This window comes from Streptomyces sp. NPDC017056 (genome assembly GCF_044332485.1).
In the GTDB taxonomy this organism is placed as follows: domain Bacteria; phylum Actinomycetota; class Actinomycetes; order Streptomycetales; family Streptomycetaceae; genus Streptomyces.
Window position 1 is genome coordinate 127,308 of record NZ_JBIRPD010000004.1, and the last position, 19,435, is coordinate 146,742.

Consider the following 19,435-nt stretch of genomic DNA (forward strand, 5'->3'; position numbering starts at 1 on the left):
TGGGGCGGAGGGTGGCGGGAGCGGGCGTCGCGGGTACGGGCGGGGCCGGGGCGCGGTGCCCAGGCCCCGCCCGTGCCGTCAGCGCACGTCCGGTATGCGGCTCGGCAGCGGCGGCGTCACGCCGTACGGCGGCGCCGGTGCGACGCGAGCCGGGCCGCCGGTTCCCGCCGTGGCCGCGGCCAGCGCCTTGCCGCCGCCGACGACGGGCAGGCGTGCGGCGGTGCGGGCGAGGTCCAGGGTCAGGCGCGGGGTCGTGGGCGGCGGGTCGATCAAGTCGGCGTCCGTTCCGGCGATGATGAGCGCGAGCCGGTGCCCTGCGGGGACGACGTGGTCGCTCGCGGCCAGGTCGAGGGTGATCGTGTAGGGCTTGCCGGGGGTGAGCGGGCGGCCCTTGCCCGGGTCCGCCCAGTTGCCCAGGTCGGCCCAGCCGCGGCTGAAGACGGTGTGGCCGACGTTGACCGTGTCGGCCTTCGTCTCCTTGTAGCAGGCGCTGTCACCGGTGGTGCTCGCGCCCCAGCAGGTGCGGTCGGCGAGCGTGGTGATGCCCTCGCCCGCGGCGCCGTAGTTGCGGATGGTGTCGGGGCCGAGGTCCACCAGGACGGCGGAGAGGTGGGCGGTGGAGGTGCTGGGGGTGGCGGTGACGGTCACCTTGCCGGAGCCGGACAGCCGCAGCGGCTTGGCCAGGGGTTTGGTGGTGAACCCGGCCTTGGCGGGGGTGGACGTGTCGATCTGCGCGGCCCAGTCCTGCTCGTTCAGGCGCGGGTCGTCGGTGAAGGTCTCGGTGGCGCCGTGCGGTGCGCGCCGGGTGCCGAGTGCGCCGACGCCGGGGGCGCTGCCGTTGCGCGGCCGTACGGTGGTGGCCGAGGTGCCGGCGGCGGGCCAGACACGGTCGGTGGTCCACCGGTCGGGGGCGCGCTCGACGTCGGCCATCGGCTCGTCGTCGATGCCGTTGTCGTAGCCCATCAGGTAGTGGTCGAACCAGCGGTGCAGGGTGGGCACCCAGGCGGACCGGCGGAAGTCGAAGGGGTCGACGTGGCCGGTCTGGGAGAGCCAGATCTTGCGCTCGACGCCGTTGCCGGCGAGCGCGTCCCACCACTGGCCGAAGTGCTTGGTGCGGACGTTGAGGTCCTGCATGCCGTGGACGACGAAGACGCTGGCGGTGACGTTCTCCGCGTCCTTGACGTAGTCGCGCTCGGTCCACAGCCGGGTCCAGTCGCCGGTGCGCGGGGCGCCCTCGGCGAGCTTCTTCTGCACGGCCGCGCAGCGCAGGCGCGCCTCGGGGCTGTCGACGCGGTCGGCCAGCGCGTCGGGCCCCGAGTCGTACAGCGGGGCGCCCTTGGCGAAGTAGTAGTCGTACCAGGAGGAGATGGCGGCGATGGGCACGATGGTCTTGAGGCCCTCGACGCCGGTGGCGGCGACGCCGTTGGCGATGGTGCCGTCCCAGCTCTTGCCGATCATGCCGGTGTCGCCGTTGGTCCAGCCCGCGGTGACGCGTTTGCCGCCCGTGCGTGAGTCGTAGGCGCGGCCCCGGCCGTTGAGCCAGTCCACGACGGCGCGCGCGGACTGGATGTCGGAGCGTCCGCCGACGTCCACGCAGCCGTCCGAGCGGTTGGTGCCGGCCAGGTCGACCAGGACCGTCGCATAGCCGCGCGGTACGAAGTAGTTGTCGTAGAACAGCGGGAACTGCACCGGCTTCCCGGTGCTGTCGTAGGTCTTTTTCTGGCTTTCGTTGCCGCGCCCGCAGCAGGAGTAGTAGGGACTGGCATCCATGATCACGGGAATCTTGCGGCCTTGCTGCGCGGGCTCGCGCGGCCGCACGATGTCCACGGCGACCCGGTCGGTCCGTCCGTCCGAGTCGCCGTCGATCCTGGTGTCCACCCAGACCGATTCGCGTATGGCGTGGTCGTAGGAGTACACGGGTCTGGACTCGCCGGGGGCGGCCCGGGCGGCGGTAGCCGGTCCGGCGAGCGTGGTCAACAGGGCGACGGCGACCGCCGCCACGAGCGCTTTCCAGGGGACGCGGGTGATCCGCGCGCTAATGGTCACGGGGCGGACGGTAGCGCGGGGGAACTCGTGTACGTAAGGGTGCGCATGAGGGCCGGGAGTACGTGAAGAAAGTCCCGGGAGGGGCGTTGCGGAAGTGCCGTGTGTCGTCCCGATGTCGGTCATGTGTCAAATGGCGCCATGGACATGACGGGCAGGTTCCGAGTACATAGGGTCTGCACTACCGACAACCTGACGAGCCCAACGGCTTCCACCTCCCCAACCAGTTGGAGGATTTTGTGCGTCACAGACTCATCGTTCCGGGTGCGGCCGCCCTCAGCCTGCTGCTGGCGATCCCGGCTTCCGCGGCCAGTTACACACCCGGCGCTCCGGGCGTGGGCGACTCCTACTACCCCGAGAGCGGCAACGGCGGGTACGACGTCTCCCACTACGACCTGCGCCTGAAGTACCAGCCGAAGACAGACCTCCTGGAGGGCACGGCGACGCTGCTCGCCACCACCACCCAGGACCTGAACCGCTTCAACCTGGACTTCGGCCTCAAGGTCAGCGAGATACGCGTCAACGGCAAGAAGGCCGCCTACGCCACCTCCGGCAAGCACGAGCTGGAGGTCACCCCGTCCGCGCCGCTGCCGAAGGGCAAGCAGATCAGCGTCGTGGTGCGCTACGCGGGCAAGCCGTCCGAGCTGAAGATCGACGGCTTCTCCGCCTGGCACCGTACGCCCGACGGCGGCGTGATCGCGCAGGAGCCGGCCTCCGCCGTGTGGTGGTTCCCGAGCAACGACCACCCGACCGACAAGGCGACGTACGACATCTCGGTCTCGGTGCCGGACGGCAACCAGGCGCTGAGCAACGGCGTGCTGCTGTCGCAGTCCTCCAAGCTGGGCTGGACGCGCTTCAACTGGCGTTCGGACAAGCCGCAGGCCACGTACCTGACCACGCTCGCGGTCGGCAAGTTCGACGTCACCAAGGACACCACGGCCAGCGGCCTGCCGGTGATCAACGCCGTCAGCAAGGACCTCGGCGCCTACGAGGGTTCGGCGCGTGCGAGCATCGAGCGCACCACCGAGGTCACGGAGTGGCTGGAGTCGGTCTTCGGCCCCTACCCGTTCAACTCCGTCGGCGGGTACGTGCCGAACGTCAAGGCCGGGTACGCGCTGGAGACGCAGACCCGCCCGTTCTACGGCAAGGAGGCGTTCGCCAACGGCACCAACGTCTCCGTCGTGGTGCACGAGATCGCCCACCAGTGGTACGGCGACAGCGTCTCCCTCAAGGACTGGAAGGACATCTGGGTCAACGAGGGCTTCGCCCGCTACAGCCAGTGGCTCTGGTCGGAGAAGGAGGGCGAGGGCACCGGCCAGGAGCTGGCCGACTACGTCTACGCCCAGCACCCGGCCGACGACCCGTTCTGGACGGTCAAGCCGGGCGACCCGGGCCCGGACAACCAGTTCCACGGCGCGGTGTACGACCGGGGCGCGCTCGCGCTCCAGGCGCTCCGCAACAAGGTCGGCGACCGGGCCTTCTTCGGGCTCCTGAAGTCCTGGCCCACCGACAAGCAGTACGGCAACGCCTCGGTGCGGGACTTCGTGACGTACGCGGAGCGCAAGACCGGCCAGCCGCTCGCCGAGCTGTTCGACACCTGGCTCTACCAGCCGGCCAAGCCCGCGGCCGCCTCGGCGAAGGCCACCCTCGGCGCCCGCGCCCTGGCCCCCGCCAAGTCCCCGGCCCAGCCCAAGTCCTGGAAGTCCATCCAGGCGACGAACAACATCCACGACCACGAGCACGACCACTGACCCGCACGGTGACGTGAAACAGGGCCCCGGCGCACCACGCCGGGGCCCTGCGCGCGTCAGTCCGGCGCCGGTACCGACCGGGGCTGCGTACCACCGTCACCGGCGTCTCCGAACGCTTCGGCCTCCCATTGCCGCACCTCGGGGTGCCCGGCACGGTACGTGCCGTCGATGGCGAAAAGCCCCGAGGTGAATTCCTCCCGCAACAGCTCCAGGAAAGCGGTGGCGAGCCGCTCGCGATCGGCCGCGAGCTGCCGCAGCACCCGGGCCAGCAGGGCACTCCGGGACGTCGTTTCCTCCTCCGGGCGGCTGCCCGCGATCACCCGCAGGCAGTCCCCGTAAGCGCGCTGGAGTTCGGCGCCGTCACAGGCACTGCTGGAAGTGAGCCACAGCCGGAGCATGGCGTGCGTGGCCGATACGGCCTGCTCCTCGGAGAGCACCCCGAAGGCACTGGTGGCCTCCACGTCGTCGGGCCACGCCAGGTCCGCCCCGTCCAGGGTCTGCGTGAGCGGCGCGAGGCCGTGCCAGATGATGTCCTCGGCCGAGTCGCAGGTGAAGTAGCTCTCCAGGCGCAGGTCCGCCATCCGTATCCGGCGCCAGCCGAGCAGCCTGCGCCGCTCGTCACCGGGCGGGAAGACGGCGATCCAGAAGCCGTCCGGGTCGCTCGGGATCCACGGCCCCAGGCTGACGGACACCTCCCGGTCGCCCTCGCGCCACTCCCGTTCGAGGCGCAGGCTCACGGCGAGGCTGTGCCACCCCTCGCTGGTGAACTGGGACCGCCACAGCAGCGCGTGTGCGCGCCACTCCGGCACGGGGAAGGGGGCGCGCGGGAAGAGTTCGCGGCCGGTGACCGGCTCGGGGGCGCCTACCAGCGCGATGAGCAGCAGCAGGTTGGCGGAGTACGCGGCGTGGCGCGCCGGTACGGTCACGTGTTCCGGCCCGTAACCGTCGCGGCCGGTGTCCCTCGCCGGGGCGAGGGCGCCGTGGAAGGCGGTGAGCAGCAGTCCGCGCAGCAGGTGCCTGCGGTCCCCGGGCAGCCGTCCGAGCAGCCGGTCCAGGAATTCGACGACCTTGCGGCGCATCGTCAGGGGCGCGAAGGACAGCACGGCGCGCAGGAACCCGTCGTCGGCCGCGAGCCGGCTGCGGGTCGCGGCGACCAGGGCGAGGTCTTCCAGCTCCCGCACGATGACGCGGGCGACGAGGAACTCCCCGAAGGTGGCGTGCAGGAACTCGCAGGTGGTGAGCCGGATTCCGGCGCGCACCGCCTGTGCCTGGTGGATGAAGAAGAACCGGCTGACGACCGTCTGGCCCGGTGTCGGCGGGGCCCGGAAATCCGTGCCGGGGCGGGCGGGGAGGGTGTCGCCGAGCAGCGCGACCAGGTCCGTGGACAGCTCCTCCTCCGTGGCCCACTGCCGTCCCCGGTTGAACATGGTGAAGGCGGCGACGGACAGCTTGAGCAGTTCGCCCTCGACGGCCGTGCGCAGCGGGCCCGCGTCCAGCTCCGGGCGTGTCTTGTGGATCTCGCGCTCCGCGAAGCCCTGCACGATCCGCTCGTAGAGGTCCGCCTCGTCCAGTTCGGCGCCGTGCCGCTGGAAGGCGTTGTCCGTCGCGTCGTAGAGGGCGAGCATCAGCAGAAGCAGCGGCTGGGCCGCCAGGTCCCGCTGCCGCAGCACCGCCTCCGGCGGCAGCGGGGACAGGCCGCGTTCCGCGAGGCGGCCGGCGTTGTGGGTGTTCCACACCGCCAGCCACTGCCGGATCTGGTCGTCGGCGAACTCCTCCAGCCGCAGGGCGACGGCGCCCGGCCGCGGGATCCTGGCCCGGTCCGCGACGGCCGTACGGCTGGTGACGATCACCGCGACCGGCCGCCCCTGGTCGGCCTCGCGCTCCTGGAAGCGCGCGACGTGCTCCAGGTAGTCGGTCTGGCCGATGCCGGTCGCCTGGAGCAGTTCGTCGAAGCCGTCGAGCAGGACGACCGGCAGCGCGCGGCCGGCCGACCTGGCGAGGCCGGGCCAGGACAGTTCCTCGCCGGTGGCGTCCCGCACCGCGTACTCGATCTGGGACTGCACGTCGGTGTCGGCCGGCACGTCGCGCAGGGCCACCCGGACCGTGAGGTAGTCGCCGGCCGGCAGCCGGGCCGCCAGCACCTTGGTGAGCACGGACTTTCCCGAGCCCGGCTGGCCCAGCACGATCAGCGGGCACTCGACGGCCCGTACGGAGGCCAGGTGGCCGACCAGGAAGTCTTCGAGGTCCTCGCGCGGCGGGAGCGACGCCCACCAGGACTCCTGGTCCAGCCGGGCGGCCCGGGTGACGGAGGCGACCCGGTAGCGGGGGGTGAGGTACGCGGCGGCCAGCGAGGGGATCGTGAGCCCTTCCGGCGCGTCGCCGGTCGCGACGATGGGGCGTGTGAGGTGTCTGCGGTAGCGCCTGGCCAGCGCGTCCCGGCGGTCGCCGGGCGGGGTGCCGGAGGCGAGCCGGGCGAGCACCCGCTCCAGGCCGGCCAGGCCGGTGTGCAGGTCCCGCACCCCGGCCCGGGTCGCGCCGTGGTCCAGGCGGTTGGCCCAGAAGGCGACCTCGGGGCAGTCCGCGGCCAGGCGGCGCAGATGGGTCTCGTATCCGCGCAGCGCCGCCGCGGTGACATCGTCGCGCACGGTACGCACGAAGGACTCACGGGGCGCGCGGCCGAGGCGCGCCCAGACGTCCAGGCTCTCGACGTAGTCCGTCAGCCGTTCCGCCAGGCGGCCGTAGAAGCGCCGTAGCGTGTCCGCCGGTTCCTCCCCGTTGACCGGCACCGAATCGCCGGGTACGTCACTCTCGTTGAGCATGCCGACGAGCGCGCGAAGCCGTCCGGAGCCCGCCGGCTCCCCCGTCGCGACGGCCGCCTGGGAAGCCCTGTCCCACCGCAGTTCGTCCGCGTCGAAGGGCAGTGCCGTGCCGCTCAGCGCTTCGAAGTAGGCGGTGAGGACGATGACTTTGTGTGCCGCGGTCAGCCGCTCGGCGCGGTCGAAGCGGCCGAGTCCGCCGAGCCGGTCCGCCAGTCCGCTGACCAGTTGGCCGCTGAGCCGCGCCAGTTCGCCGCGGGCGTCGAAGAGGCTCAGCGCCAGCGCGCTGCCGCCGCCGGTCGCCACGAGGAGCGCGCCGCCGGTCAGCCGGTCGAGCGCGGTCACCACGCGGCTGTCCGCGCCTCCGAGCAGCTTGACGGCGTCGGCGTAGCAGAACGTTCCCGGCATCGCTCCCCCATGCGCCACGGTCTGTCCACCTCGGCACCATCTGCCGGTCATGCAGAAGTAAACGCAGCTGATTTGATGTCCGGCGGATCACGCCCCACCCCCATGACCGGGAGTTTCCATGCAGCACTTTACGCCGGGCCGCCACCGCCGGGCCGTTGTTTGCACAGCGCTGGCCGCGACGGCGCTTCTCGCCACGATCCCCGCGGCGTCGGCCGCTCCGGTGACCGGAGGCCAAGCCGTGGCCTCGGCACCCGCGTTGAAGGTGCTTTCCTACAACGTCTTCCTGATGAGCAAGAACCTTTACCCCAATTGGGGACAGGACCACCGGGCCAAGGCGATCGCGTCCGCCGACTTCTTCCAGGGGCAGGATGTCGTCGCGCTCCAGGAAGCCTTCGACAATTCCTCTTCGGAGGCGCTCGCGTCGTATGCGGCGAAGCAGTATCCGTACCGGACGCCGGTGGTCGGGCGCGGGAAGAGCGGCTGGGACGCCACTGGTGGCGCCTATTCCGCCACCACTCCGGAGGACGGCGGCGTCATGCTCCTGAGCAAGTGGCCGGTGCTGCACAAGGAGCAGTATGTGTACAAGGATGCTTGTGGGGCGGATTACTGGTCCAACAAGGGTTTCGCGTATGCCGTTTTGAATGTCCGGGGCGCCAAGGTGCATGTGGTCGGTACGCACGCCCAGTCGACCGATCCGGGGTGCAAGGCGGGGGAAGCGGCCACCGTACGGGGTAAGCAGTTCAAGGAGCTGGACGCTTTTCTGGATGCCAAGAACATTCCGGCGGACGAACAGGTCATGGTCGCGGGCGACTTGAATGTGGACGCGCACGGGCCCGAATACGGTTCGATGCTCGCCGACGCCGGGCTCGTGGCGGCCGACGCGCGTACGGGGCACCCGTACTCCTTCGACACCCGGGAGAACTCCGTGGCGAAGTTCCGCTATCCGGACGACCCGCGCGAGGACCTGGACTACGTCCTGCACCGTCGCGGGCACGCGCGGCCCGCCGCCTGGCGCAACGAGGTGGTCAAGGAGACTTCCGCGCCCTGGACGGTGTCGAGTTGGGGCAAGGAGTACGCCTACAGCAACCTTTCCGATCACTATCCGCTGGCCGCGGGCTGAACCGTCCGCACGGGGACCGGGTGGGAGGGGTGTGCGGCGGTAGGGGTGTGTAAGGGGCACATGCGGCAGGCACCACTTGCATTCCTGGATACAGTGGGTCCAGGATGCTGGAGTGACCGAGACCTCCGCTGATCCCGTGGCCACGTCCGCGCGGCCCTCCCCCACGTCCGTCTCCGCCCCGCGCCCAGGACCGCTGCTCGCCGTCCTGTTGTCCGCCTGGTTCATGGCCCAGTTCGACTTCTTCGTGGTCAACGTGGCGGCGCCGTCGTTCGAGAGAGACCTGCACGCCGGACCGGCGGCGCTGGAACTGATCGTCGGCGGCTACGCCTTCGCGTACGCCAGCGGCATGATCACCGGCGGTCGGCTCGGCGACCTGTTCGGGTACCGGCGCGCGTTCGTCGCGGGCCTGGTCGCCTTCGCGGTGACCTCCCTGCTGTGCGGCATCGCCACGAGCCCGGGGCAGTTGATCGGCTTCCGGCTGCTCCAGGGCTTCGCGGGGGCCGTGATGGTGCCGCAGGTGCTCGCCACGGTCACCGCCTCGTTCCCGGTGCACGCGCGGGGCCGGGCGATGGCGTGGTACGGCGTCGCCGGCGGTACGGCCTCGGTCGCCGGCCAGGTGCTCGGCGGCCTGATGCTGGACGCCGACATCCTCGGGCTGGGCTGGCGCGTGCTGTTCCTGATCAACGTGCCGATCGGCGCCGTCGCCGCCCTGCTGGCCCTGCGGTACCTGCCGTCGGTGCGCCCCGCCCGCAGGGCCCGGCTCGACCTGCCCGGCGCGGGCGGCGTGGCGCTGGCGCTGGGCCTGGTGCTCGTTCCGCTGGCCATGGGGCGGACCGCCGGCTGGCCGGTCTGGACGTGGATCTGCCTGGCCGCCGCCGTGCCCGTGGGCCTGGCCACCGTGCTGTGGCAGCGGGCCCTGGCCGCCAGGGGCGGCGATCCCGTGCTCGACCTCACGCTCTTCCGCGAGGGCTCCTACCTCGCCGGTGTGGTGACGGGCGCGGCCTTCATGGCGTACTGGGCGAGCGTGATGTTCACCCTGACGCTGCTGCTCCAGGGCGGTTTCGGGCTGGGCCCGTTCCAGGCCGGGCTGGCCTTCGCGCCGACCGGTGTGTGCTTCGCCGGCAGCGCGCTGCTGAGCCGGGCGCTGGTCCAGCGCTTCGGCCTGCGCATCTTGCAGCTGGGCAGCGTCGTGACGGTGACCGGCCTGGCCGCGCTCAGCCTCGTCCTGTACGTACAGCCGGACCGCGGGGTGCTGCCGTGGGTCGTCGCCACGATGGCGGTGGCCGGGCTGGGCAACGGCCTGACGCTCCCGCAGCTGATCGGGGCCTCGCTGGTCCGCGTACCGCCGAAGCGGGCCGGCACCGGGGCCGGGGTGCTGACCACCGCGCAGCAGTTCGGCGGGGCCGCCGGTGTGGCGGTCATCGGGGCGGCCTTCTTCGCCCTGGCCGGCGCGGCGCCGAGCGCCGCGGGCCACGCCCGTGCCGCGATGTGGACCACCCTCATCTCGGTGGCGCTGACCTGCGTCGTCACGATCCTGACCACGGTCATCCGGCGCGCGGCCGACCGCGCGGCACGTGCGGACAGGGCAGGGGCGGGCGCCTGAGGCGCACCCCCGGCGGGGGCGCGCCTCGGGCGGCGGCCGTTACGACTGCCGGCCGTCGCGCGGCCCGGGAACGGCCGCCGTGCCCTGCTCGCGTTCGGCCGCGATCCGGTTCACCCGGCCGCGTACCGCGAACCAGCCGACGCACAGCGCGGCGGCGATGACCGGCACCAGCATGACGGTCTGCCGTCCGACGCCCTCGCTGTCGAAGGCCATCAGGACGATGACGCCGACCAGGAAGACGATAGTCGCGATGTCGGTGACGGGCGTGCCCGGCAGCCGGAAGCGGGGGCGTTCGACCAGGCCCGCCTTGGAGCGCCGGACGAACACCATGTGACAGACCATGATCGTGCACCAGGTGCTGATGATGCCTAGCGCCGCGATGTTCAGCACGATCTCGAACGCGTCCTCGGGCAGCAGGAAGTTGAGCCCCACGCCCAGTACGCACACCGCCGAGGTGAGCATGATGCCGCCGTACGGCACCTGGTTGCGGTTCATCAGGCCGGCGAACTTCGGCGCCGAGCCGGCCATCGACATCGAGCGCAGGATGCGGCCGGTCGAGTAGAGGCCGGAGTTGAGGCTGGACATGGCGGCGGTGAGCACGACGAGGTTCATCACGTCGCCGGCGGCCGGCACGCCGACGTTGGAGAGCACGGTCACGAAGGGGCTCTCGGAGCCGGTGTACTTGTTCCACGGCATCAGCAGCGCGAGGAGGACGACCGAGCCGACGTAGAAGATGCCCACCCGCCACATGATCGAGTTGACGGCCTTGGGGACGACCTTCTGCGGCTCGCTGGTCTCGCCGGCCGTGACGCCGACCAGCTCGACGGCCGAGTAGGCGAAGACGACGCCCTGGAGCACGATCACCACGGGCAGCAGGCCGCTCGGGAAGAAGCCGCCGTGGTCGGTGATCAGGCTCAGGCCAGGGGTGTCGCCGCCCACCGGGTGCCGGGTGGCCAGCAGGAAGATCCCGATGAACATGAAGACGACCAGCGCCGCGACCTTGATGATCGCGAACCAGAACTCCATCTCACCGAAGATCTTCACCGAGATGAGGTTGATCGCCAGCACCACCGCGAGCGCGATCAGCGCCATCACCCACTGCGGGATGGCGGTGAACAGGCTCCAGTAGTGGGTGTAGAGCGCGATGGCGGTGATGTCGGCGATGCCGGTCGTCGACCAGTTGACGACGTACATCCAGCCCGCGACGTACGCGCCCTTCTCCCCCAGGAACTCCCGCGCGTAGGAGACGAAGGACCCCGACGACGGGCGGTGCAGCACCAGTTCGCCCAGGGCCCGTACGACGAAGAACGCGAAGAGGCCGCAGACCGCGTACGCGACGGCGAGCGCGGGTCCGGCGGAGGCCAGCCGGCCGCCGGCGCCCAGGAACAGGCCGGTGCCGATCGCCCCGCCGATCGCGATCATGTTGACGTGCCGGCCCTTGAGGCCCTTGCTGTACCCGGCGTCCCCCGCGTCCTGGGCGGTCGGCGCCTTCCCCCCGCCCGGTGGCCTGTTGGCTTCTTCCTGGACGGTTTCCGTGCTCACAGCTGGTTCATCTCGCTTTCGGGCAGGCGATGGAGCCGTCACCGGCCCCACGGGTCACGCGAGTCCGGCCGACGGCACACCTTCCCCCAGAGCCGCCCCCTCGTCTGTGTCCTGGATCACAGCGTGTATGAGCCATCAATAATCGGTCCGCATATGTCCCGAATGACCTGTCGACGGGATGCGCGAAGGGCTTGCAATTCGCCACGCTCCGGTCATCACCGCTCACTCAGGAGAGCGAAGGAGGGAGAGCATTCCGGCCGGGCATGGCCGGAAACCGACGGAACGGTGAAGCGCGGGTGACCTGCCGGGAGGTTTCACAGGGATGGTGAGACAGCAATACTGTTGAACACGGACCGCGCGCCACGGGAGCGCGGCGGGCACCGGGGCGCGGCGGACGCGCGGACGCAGCGAGGGAAGTGAGGCGCGGCATGGCCACCGAGACCGGGGAAGAGACGCTCACCGTCGACGAGTTGGCCGCCCGCGCGGGCGTGACCGTGCGCACCGTCCGCTTCTACAGCACCCGCGGCCTGCTGCCCCCGCCCGCGATCGGCCCGCGCCGCGTCGGCCGGTACGGCGCCGCCCACCTCTCCCGGCTCGCGCTGATCGAGGAGCTCCAGCACCACGGCATGACGCTGGCCGCCATCGAGCGCTACCTCGCCCAGCTCCCCGCCGACCTCAGCGAACACGACCTGGCCCTGCACCGGGCGCTGGTCGCCTCCTGGTCGCCGGACTCCTCCCAGGAGGCGACCCTGGCCCAGCTGGAGCGCCGCGCGGGCCGGGCGCTGAGCGAGGACGACATCGACCGGCTGGCCGCGATGGACGTCCTGGAGCGCACCGGTGTCCCCGGCGCGTTCCGGGTCGATCCGGCCGTCCTCCACCTGGGCGTCCGGCTGCTGGACGTACCGATCTCGCTGGAGACGCTGCTCGCCGCCCGCGATGTCGTCCTGGACCACACGCGGTCGGCGGCGCGCGAGCTGACCCGGCTCTTCCACGACGAGGTGTGGGGCCCTTACCGGGCCCGCGAGTCGGACCCGGAGCAGGTGGAGTCGATGAAGTCGCTCTCCGCCCACATGCAGCCGATGGTGGTGCAGGCGCTGGTGACGGCCTTCCAGCGGTCGATGCGGGAAGAGTTGCGGGCGACGTACGCCGAGGAGTGAGCGCGCGCCCGGCGGGCACGGCCCGGGTGCGGCAGGAGTCGCCTGCGGTGTGCGGACCGGCCGCGGCGGGCCGGTCCGCGTCACCCGTGCGTCACGCGTCGCCGAACGTCTTGCCCTGTTCCGCCGTCTCCACCAGCAGCGCCGGGGGCGCGAACCGGTCCCCGTACGCGGCCTGGAGTTCGCGGGCGCGGGCCACGAAGCCGGGCAGCCCGCCCTCGTAGCCGTTGATGTACTGGATGACGCCACCGGTCCAGCCGGGGAAGCCGATGCCCAGGATGGAGCCGATGTTGGCGTCCGCGACGGAGGTCAGCACGCCTTCCTCGAAGCAGCGGACGGTGTCCAGGGCCTCGGCGAACAGCATCCGCTCCTGCATGTCCCGGAACGGGATCGCGGCGCCGGCCTTCGTGAAGTGCTCGCGCAGGCCAGGCCACAGGCCGCCCCGCTTCCCGTCCTCGCCGTACTCGTAGAAGCCCCCGCCGCCGCTGCGGCCAGGACGCCCGAACTCGTCCACCATGCGGTCGATGACGGTGTCGGCCGGGTGCCGCTGCCAGGTGCCGCCGGCCGCCTCGACGGCCCGCCGGGTCTCGTCGCGGATCTTGCGCGGGAGGGTGAGGGTCAGCTCGTCCATCAGGGAGAGGACCTTGGCCGGGTAGCCGGCCTGGGCCGCGGCCTGTTCGACGGAGGCCGGCTCGATGCCCTCGCCGACCATCGCCACGCCCTCGTTGATGAAGTGGCCGATGACGCGGGAGGTGAAGAAGCCGCGCGAGTCGTTGACGACGATGGGCGTCTTGCGGATCTGGCGCACCAGGTCGAAGGCGCGCGCCAGCGCCTCGTCGCCGGTCCGCTCGCCCTTGATGATCTCGACCAGCGGCATCTTGTCGACGGGCGAGAAGAAGTGCAGGCCGATGAAGTCGGCGTCGCGCTCGACGCCTTCGGCGAGGCCGGTGATGGGCAGGGTGGAGGTGTTGGAGCACAGCAGCGCGTCGGGGGCGACGATGTGCTGGATCTCCTGGAACACCTTGTGCTTGAGGGAGGTGTCCTCGAAGACCGCCTCGATGACGGCGTCGCAGCCGGCCAGGTCCTGCGGGTCGGCGGTCGGGGTGATGCGGGCGAGCAGTTCGTCCCGCTTGGCCTCGGTCGTACGGCCACGGCTCAGCGCCTTGGCGAGCAGACCCTCCGAGTACGCCTTGCCCTTCTCGGCCGCCTCCTGGGAGACGTCCTTGAGGACGACCTCGATGCCGGCCTTGGCGCAGGCGTACGCGATGCCCGCGCCCATCATGCCGGCGCCGAGCACCGCGACCTTCCCGACGGTACGCGGCGCGACGTCCTTGGGGCGGCTGGCGCCGGAGTTGACCGCCTGGAGGTCGAAGAAGAACGCCTGGATCATGTTCTTGGAGGTCTGGCCGGTGACCAGCTCCACGAAGTAGCGCGCCTCGATGGTCTGCGCGGTCTCGAAGTCGACCTGGGAGCCCTCGACGGCCGCCGCGAGGATGTTGCGCGGTGCCGGGTACGGGGCGCCGTTCAGCTGCTTCTTCAGGTTGGCCGGGAAGGCGGGGAGGTTGGCGGCGAACTTCGGGTGCGCCGGGGTGCCGCCGGGGATCTTGTAGCCCTTGGCGTCCCAGGGCTGCCGGGACTCCGGGTGCGCGTCGATGAACGCCCGCGCCTTCTCGATCAGTTCCTCCGGGGTGGCCGCCACGTCGTGGATCAGGCCGTTCTCCAGGGCGCGGGCGGCGTTGTACTGGGTGCCCTGGAGCAGCACCTTGAGGAGCGCGTCGGCGATGCCCAGCAGCCGGACCGTACGGACGACGCCGCCGGCCGCCGGGAGCAGTCCGAGGGTCACCTCGGGCAGGCCGATCTTGGTGGCGCGGGTGTCCAGGGCGACGCGGTGGTGGCAGGCGAGCGCGATCTCGTAACCGCCGCCGAGGGCCGCGCCGTTGATGGCCGCGACCACGGGCTTGCCGAGGGTCTCGATGCGGCGCAGGTCGCGCTTGATGCCCTGCCCCGTCTCGAACGCACGCTCGGCGTGCTCGGGGGTGACGGCGATCAGGTCGCGCAGGTCGCCGCCGGCGAAGAAGGTCTTCTTGGCGGAGGTGAAGATGACGCCGCGTACGGTGTCCCGCTCGGCCTCCAGGCGGTCGGCGACGGCGGTCAGCGACGCCTTGAAGGCCGCGTTCATCGTGTTGGCCGACTGGTCCGGGTCGTCGAGGACGAGGGTGACGACGCCGGTCTCGTCCTGTTCCCAGCGGATGGTGGTGGGTTCACTCATGGTGCGTACTCCGTAGTGGGTGCGGACGAGGGTCAGACGCGCTCGACGACGGTGGCGATGCCCATGCCGCCGCCGACGCAGAGGGTGGCCAGGCCGTAGCGCTTGTCCCGGCGCTCCAGTTCGTCGACGAGGGTGCCCAGGATCATCGCGCCGGTGGCGCCGAGGGGGTGGCCCAGGGCGATGGCCCCGCCGTTGACGTTGACCTTGTCCAGGCTCAGGCCCATGTCCTTCACGAAGCGCAGCACCACCGCGGCGAACGCCTCGTTGATCTCGACCAGGTCGATGTCGTCGATGGTGAGCCCGGCCTTGGCCAGCGCCTTGCGGGAGGCGGGCGCGGGGCCGGTGAGCATGATCGTGGGCTCCGAGCCGGAGACCGCGGCGGAGACGATGCGGGCGCGCGGGGTGAGGCCGTAGCGCTCGCCCACCTCGCGGGAGCCGATGGCGACCAGCGCCGCGCCGTCCACGATGCCGGAGGCGTTGCCCGCGTGGTGGACGTGGTCGATCTTCTCGATCCAGTGGTACTTCTGCAGGGCCACCGCGTCGAAGCCGCCCATGTCGCCGATGGCGGCGAAGGAGGGCTTGAGGCCGGCCAGCGAGTCGGCGGTGGTGCCGGGCCGCAGGTGCTCGTCGTGGTCGAGGACGACCAGGCCGTTGCGGTCGGTGACGGGGACGACGGAGTGCGCGAAGCGGCCGTCCTTCCACGCGGCGGCGGCGCGCTCCTGGGACAGCGCGGCGTACTCGTCCACGTCGCGGCGGGAGTAGCCCTCGATGGTGGCGATGAGGTCGGCGCCGATGCCCTGCGGGACGAAGCCGGTGTCGTGGTTGGTCATCGGGTCGGCGAACCAGGCGCCGCCGTCGGAGGCCATCGGGACCCGCGACATCGATTCGACGCCGCCCGCGAGCACCAGGTCCTCCCAGCCGGAACGGATCTTGGCGGCGGCCATGTTGACCGCTTCGAGCCCCGAGGCGCAGAAGCGGTTCTCCTGGACGCCCGCGACGGTGTCCGGCAGCCCGGCGGCGATGGCCGCGATGCGGGCGATGTCCGAGCCCTGGTCGCCGACCGGTCCGACGACGCCGAGCACGATGTCGTCGATGGCGGCCGGGTCGAGGCTGGGGAAGCGGGCGCGGATCTCGTGGATGAGGCCGACGACGAGGTCGATCGGCTTGGTGCCGTGCAGCGCGCCGTTGGCCTTGCCGCGGCCGCGCGGGGTGCGGATCGCGTCGTATACGTACGCTTCGGAAGTCAAGGGGAGCAGCCTTTCCAGCTTTTGGTTCGGTGCGGCGGGAGTGGGAGTACGGGGCGCCACGGGCCCGTGGGCCGGCAGGTCAGCCGAGGAGGGAGCGGCCGATGATCTCCTTCATGATCTCGGTGGTGCCTCCGTAGATGGTCTGGATGCGTCCGTCGGTGAAGGCCCTGGCGACCGGGTACTCGCTCATGTAGCCGTAGCCGCCGTGCAGTTGCAGACAGCGGTCGGCGACCCGCTTTTGCAGTTCGGTGGCCCACCACTTGGCCATCGAAGCATGCACGGCGGCCAGCTGCCCGTCCGAGTGGTCCACGATGCAGCGGTCGAGGAACTCCCGCGTCACGGCACACTCGGTGGCCATCTCGGCTATCTCGAAGCGGATGTGCTGGAGCTTGGCGAGCGGCCTCCCGAAGGCCTCGCGCTCCTTCACGTACCGCGTGGTGATCTCCAGGAGGTGTTCGGCGGCGGCGATGCCTGCGACCGCGATGCCCATCCGCTCCTGCGCGAGGTTGGTCATCAGGTGGACGAACGCGCCGTTCGGCTCGCCGAGCAGGTTCTCCTTGGGCACCCGTACGCCGTCGAAGAACAGCTCGGCGGTGTCCTGCGCCTTCTGGCCGATCTTGTCCAGGTTGCGGCCGCGCTCGAAGCCCGGCATGCCGCGCTCGACGACCAGCAGGCTCAGTCCGTGGGCGCCGCCCTCGGGGGTGGTCTTGGCGACGACGATCACCAGGTCGGCGAGGATGCCGTTGGAGATGAAGGTCTTGGAGCCGTGCAGGACCCAGTGGTCGCCGCGGTCCTCCGCCGTGGTGCGGATGCCCTGGAGGTCGGAGCCCGCGCCGGGCTCGGTCATGGCGATGGCCGTGACGGTCTCGCCGCTGCAGAACCCGGGCAGCCAGCGGCGCTTCTGCTCGTCGGTGGCGAGCTGGGTGAGGTACGGGCCGACGATGTCGTTGTGCAGGCCGACGGCGAGCCCGGCGGCGCCGGCCCGGGTGAACTCCTCGGCCAGCACGGCGGCGTACCGGAAGTCGGTGTTGCCGCCGCCTCCGTACTCCTCGGGCACGGCCAGGCCCAGCAGGCCCTGCTTGCCCGCCGCGCGCCAGGCGTCGCGGCTGACGATGCCGTCCTTCTCCCACTGCTCGTAGTGCGGGGTCACCTCCCGTTCGAGGAAGGTCCGTACGGTCCGGCGGAACGCTTCGTGGTCCTCGGTGAAGATCTGGCGCTTGAGCTGCGCGGTCATCGTGACGGGCCTCCTCGGGGCCGGCGGTGGGTCAGCGGCGGGTCGGTGGCCGTCAGCCGGCCGTGCGCCCCGGTCCGGCGCGGCCGTCCGTCGCGCGGGTGCCGTCGCGCCAGGCCGGTCCTGCGGACGCGCCGCCGGCCGGTTCCCTGCGGTCGGCCAGTGCCGGGACGCCCCAGTCGCGGGCGACGTCCGCCGTGTCGGCGCCGGGCCGGGCCGGCGGTCTGCGGACCGCGCCGGGGGTGGCGGAGAAGCGCGGCGCGGGGGCGGGCTGGGTGATGCCGCCGTGGTCGACGAAGGTGCCGCGGGCGGCGAGGTGCGGGTGGTCCGGCGCCTCGCGCAGGGAGAGCACGGGCGCCACGCAGGCGTCGGACGCCGCGAAGACGGCGGTCCACTCCTCGCGTGTGCGGGTCCTGAACCGGGCGGCGATGGCGGTCCGCAGCTCCTCCCAGGCGGCCGGGTCGTCGCGCGCCGGCACGTCGTCCTCGATGCCGAGCAGCCGGACGAATTCCGCGTAGAAACGCGGCTCCAGCGCGCCGACGGCCATGTGGCGGCCGTCGGCGGTCTCGTACGTGCCGTAGAACGGCGCCCCGCCGTCCAGGAGGTTGGCGCCGCGCCGGTCCTGCCAGCCGCCGGCGGCCAGCATGCCGTGGATCATCGCGGTGAGGTGGGCGGTGCCGTCGACGATGGCCGCGTCCACGACCTGGCCCCGGCCGTGCTCGCTACGGGCGTGCTGGAGCGCGGCCAGGACGCCGACGACCAGGTAGAGGGAGCCGCCCGCGTAGTCGCCGAGGAGGTTGGCGGGGACGGCGGGCGGCCCGCCGGGCGTCCCGATCATGCCGAGCGCGCCGGTGACGGCGATATAGCCGATGTCGTGGCCCGCGGTGCCGGCCAGCGGCCCCTGCTGGCCCCAGCCGGTCATCCGCCCGTACACCAACCGGGAGTTGCGGGCCAGGCAGGCGTCCGGGCCGACGCCGAGGCGCTCGGCGACGCCGGGGCGGTACCCCTCGATCAGGATGTCGGCGCGCTCGGCCAGGTCCAGCACCTGCCCCGGCCCTTCGGGGGACTTCAGGTCCACGAGCACGGAGCGCTTGTTGCGGTTGGTGACGTCGTACGCCGGGTCGATGCCGAGGCCGGCCCCGCCCGGCCGGTCGACGCGTACGACGTCGGCGCCGAGGTCGGCCAGGAGCATCGCGGCGAACGGGCCGGGGCCGATCCCGGCCAGCTCCACCACGCGCACCCCGCTCAGCGGGCCGTTTCCTGTCCCTGCCATCGGGCCCCCTGAGCTCCGCAGCACTGTGACACTTCTGATGTAACACTCGCGATGTTAAGAACGTGTTCCACTTTCCACAAGCCCCCACGGCGCGGGCCCGCCGGGAAAAACCCCGTGGCGGCGGCGCTCAACTCCCACCGCCGCCAGGGGCCTTCACCCGCCACTCCGCCGACGGCGCGCTCCGGCCGCGGGCAACGGCCCGCGCGGCGGTCGCGGAGGGACAATGGCCGGATGCCTCATACGCACCTCGCATCCCAGCTGTTCGACATCAGCCACGGCCAGGGCCTCCGCCAGTTCGCCGAACTGGCCCTGGCGCTGCTCCTCTCCTCCCTCATCGGGCTGGAACGACAGGTGCAGCAGAAGAGCGCGGGGCTGCGCACCCACACCCTTGTCGGCGTGGGCAGCGCGCTGTTCATGGAGGTCTCGGTCCACGGCTTCTACGCGCTGCTGGGCACGGACGGCGTCGCGCTGGACCCGTCCCGGGTGGCCGCGCAGATCGTCTCGGGCATCGGCTTCATCGGCGGCGGTCTGATCTTCGTGAAGAAGGACGCCGTACGGGGGCTGACGACCGCCGCGACGATCTGGCTCACCTGCGCCATCGGCATGGCCTGCGGCGGCGGCCTGCCGCTGCTGGCCGTCGGCGCGACCCTGGTCCACTTCCTCGTCGTACGCGGCTTTCCCAAGCTGTTCTCCGGCCGGAAGAGTTCGCCGTCCGTCGAACGCTTCGAACTGCGCCTGAGCTACCGTGCCCAGCACGGCCTGCTGGGGCGGATGCTGGAGATGTGCACCAGCAGCGGTTTCCTGGTGACCGACGTCCAGGTGGAGACGGGCTCGGACGACCGGGTGCCGGCCGAGGTACTGCTGCGCCTGGAGGGCACGGCCTCGGCGCACCCGCTCGTGGAGCGGCTGTCCGAGCTGGACGGGGTGCGCGGGGTGTCGATGGGGCAGGAATCGGACCGTACGGAGTGACGGAGGGGA

12 protein-coding genes are annotated in these 19,435 nt (G+C 71.6%); 5 read left to right on the forward strand and 7 right to left on the reverse strand.

The features are described 5' to 3' along the window. Window positions 1-78 precede the first annotated feature (78 nt). A complete protein-coding gene (locus ACH4OW_RS09035) occupies window positions 79-2,169 on the reverse strand; it encodes a Xaa-Pro dipeptidyl-peptidase (RefSeq protein WP_398026171.1) in 2,091 nt (696 codons plus the stop codon). A gap of 113 nt (window positions 2,170-2,282) precedes the next feature. Between ACH4OW_RS09035 and ACH4OW_RS09040 the strand changes: the two genes are divergently transcribed. Beyond that, entirely contained in the window at window positions 2,283-3,794 is a 1,512-nt protein-coding gene (locus ACH4OW_RS09040) for a M1 family metallopeptidase (protein ID WP_360123417.1), read from the forward strand. A gap of 56 nt (window positions 3,795-3,850) precedes the next feature. Here ACH4OW_RS09040 and ACH4OW_RS09045 read toward each other — a convergent pair whose 3' ends face one another. Beyond that, entirely contained in the window at window positions 3,851-7,036 is a 3,186-nt protein-coding gene (locus tag ACH4OW_RS09045; protein WP_398026174.1) for an NACHT domain-containing protein, read from the reverse strand. A gap of 100 nt (window positions 7,037-7,136) precedes the next feature. Here ACH4OW_RS09045 and sph point away from each other — a divergent pair, with 100 nt between their 5' ends. Next, on the forward strand, window positions 7,137-8,138 hold the full coding sequence (gene sph / locus ACH4OW_RS09050; RefSeq protein ID WP_398026176.1) for a sphingomyelin phosphodiesterase: 1,002 nt from the start codon (window positions 7,137-7,139) through the stop codon (window positions 8,136-8,138). A 112-nt stretch (window positions 8,139-8,250) separates the two neighbouring features. Then, complete coding sequence (locus ACH4OW_RS09055) at window positions 8,251-9,741, forward strand: MFS transporter (protein ID WP_398026178.1); 1,491 nt, start codon at window positions 8,251-8,253, stop codon at window positions 9,739-9,741. 39 nt (window positions 9,742-9,780) lie between these two features. Here ACH4OW_RS09055 and ACH4OW_RS09060 read toward each other — a convergent pair whose 3' ends face one another. Then, complete coding sequence (locus tag ACH4OW_RS09060) at window positions 9,781-11,283, reverse strand: amino acid permease (protein ID WP_360123429.1); 1,503 nt, start codon at window positions 11,281-11,283, stop codon at window positions 9,781-9,783. 428 nt (window positions 11,284-11,711) lie between these two features. Here ACH4OW_RS09060 and ACH4OW_RS09065 point away from each other — a divergent pair, with 428 nt between their 5' ends. Further along, the gene (locus ACH4OW_RS09065) at window positions 11,712-12,440 is read left to right on the forward strand and encodes a MerR family transcriptional regulator (RefSeq protein ID WP_398026180.1); all 729 of its coding nucleotides are present in this window, start codon (window positions 11,712-11,714) and stop codon (window positions 12,438-12,440) included. Window positions 12,441-12,531: 91 nt separating this feature from the next. Here the strand turns inward: ACH4OW_RS09065 and ACH4OW_RS09070 are convergent, their stop codons facing one another. The 4 genes from ACH4OW_RS09070 to ACH4OW_RS09085 form a co-directional block, all read right to left on the reverse strand. Beyond that, complete coding sequence (locus ACH4OW_RS09070; protein ID WP_398026182.1) at window positions 12,532-14,706, reverse strand: 3-hydroxyacyl-CoA dehydrogenase NAD-binding domain-containing protein; 2,175 nt, start codon at window positions 14,704-14,706, stop codon at window positions 12,532-12,534. A 32-nt stretch (window positions 14,707-14,738) separates the two neighbouring features. After that, a complete protein-coding gene (locus ACH4OW_RS09075) occupies window positions 14,739-15,953 on the reverse strand; it encodes an acetyl-CoA C-acetyltransferase (RefSeq protein WP_398026184.1) in 1,215 nt (404 codons plus the stop codon). A 79-nt stretch (window positions 15,954-16,032) separates the two neighbouring features. Then, entirely contained in the window at window positions 16,033-17,187 is a 1,155-nt protein-coding gene (locus ACH4OW_RS09080) for an acyl-CoA dehydrogenase family protein (RefSeq protein ID WP_398026186.1), read from the reverse strand. Between the two features lie 52 nt (window positions 17,188-17,239). Then, window positions 17,240-18,457, reverse strand: a complete 1,218-nt coding sequence (locus ACH4OW_RS09085) for a CaiB/BaiF CoA transferase family protein (RefSeq protein ID WP_398026188.1) — start codon at window positions 18,455-18,457, stop codon at window positions 17,240-17,242. 231 nt (window positions 18,458-18,688) lie between these two features. Here ACH4OW_RS09085 and ACH4OW_RS09090 point away from each other — a divergent pair, with 231 nt between their 5' ends. Beyond that, window positions 18,689-19,426, forward strand: a complete 738-nt coding sequence (locus ACH4OW_RS09090) for an MgtC/SapB family protein (RefSeq protein WP_360123447.1) — start codon at window positions 18,689-18,691, stop codon at window positions 19,424-19,426. The last annotated feature ends 9 nt before the right edge of the window (window positions 19,427-19,435 follow it).

Bases quoted from the DNA above. Each gene is read 5' to 3' on its own strand.
- ACH4OW_RS09065 (WP_398026180.1), top strand. From the start codon at position 11,712: ATGGCCACCGAGACCGGGGAAGAGACGCTCACCGTCGACGAGTTGGCC.
- ACH4OW_RS09070 (WP_398026182.1), bottom strand. From the start codon at position 14,706: ATGAGTGAACCCACCACCATCCGCTGGGAACAGGACGAGACCGGCGTC.
- ACH4OW_RS09035 (WP_398026171.1), bottom strand. From the start codon at position 2,169: ATGACCGACATCGGGACGACACACGGCACTTCCGCAACGCCCCTCCCG.
- ACH4OW_RS09080 (WP_398026186.1), bottom strand. From the start codon at position 17,187: ATGACCGCGCAGCTCAAGCGCCAGATCTTCACCGAGGACCACGAAGCG.
- sph (WP_398026176.1), top strand. From the start codon at position 7,137: ATGCAGCACTTTACGCCGGGCCGCCACCGCCGGGCCGTTGTTTGCACA.
- ACH4OW_RS09085 (WP_398026188.1), bottom strand. From the start codon at position 18,457: ATGGCAGGGACAGGAAACGGCCCGCTGAGCGGGGTGCGCGTGGTGGAG.
- ACH4OW_RS09090 (WP_360123447.1), top strand. From the start codon at position 18,689: ATGCCTCATACGCACCTCGCATCCCAGCTGTTCGACATCAGCCACGGC.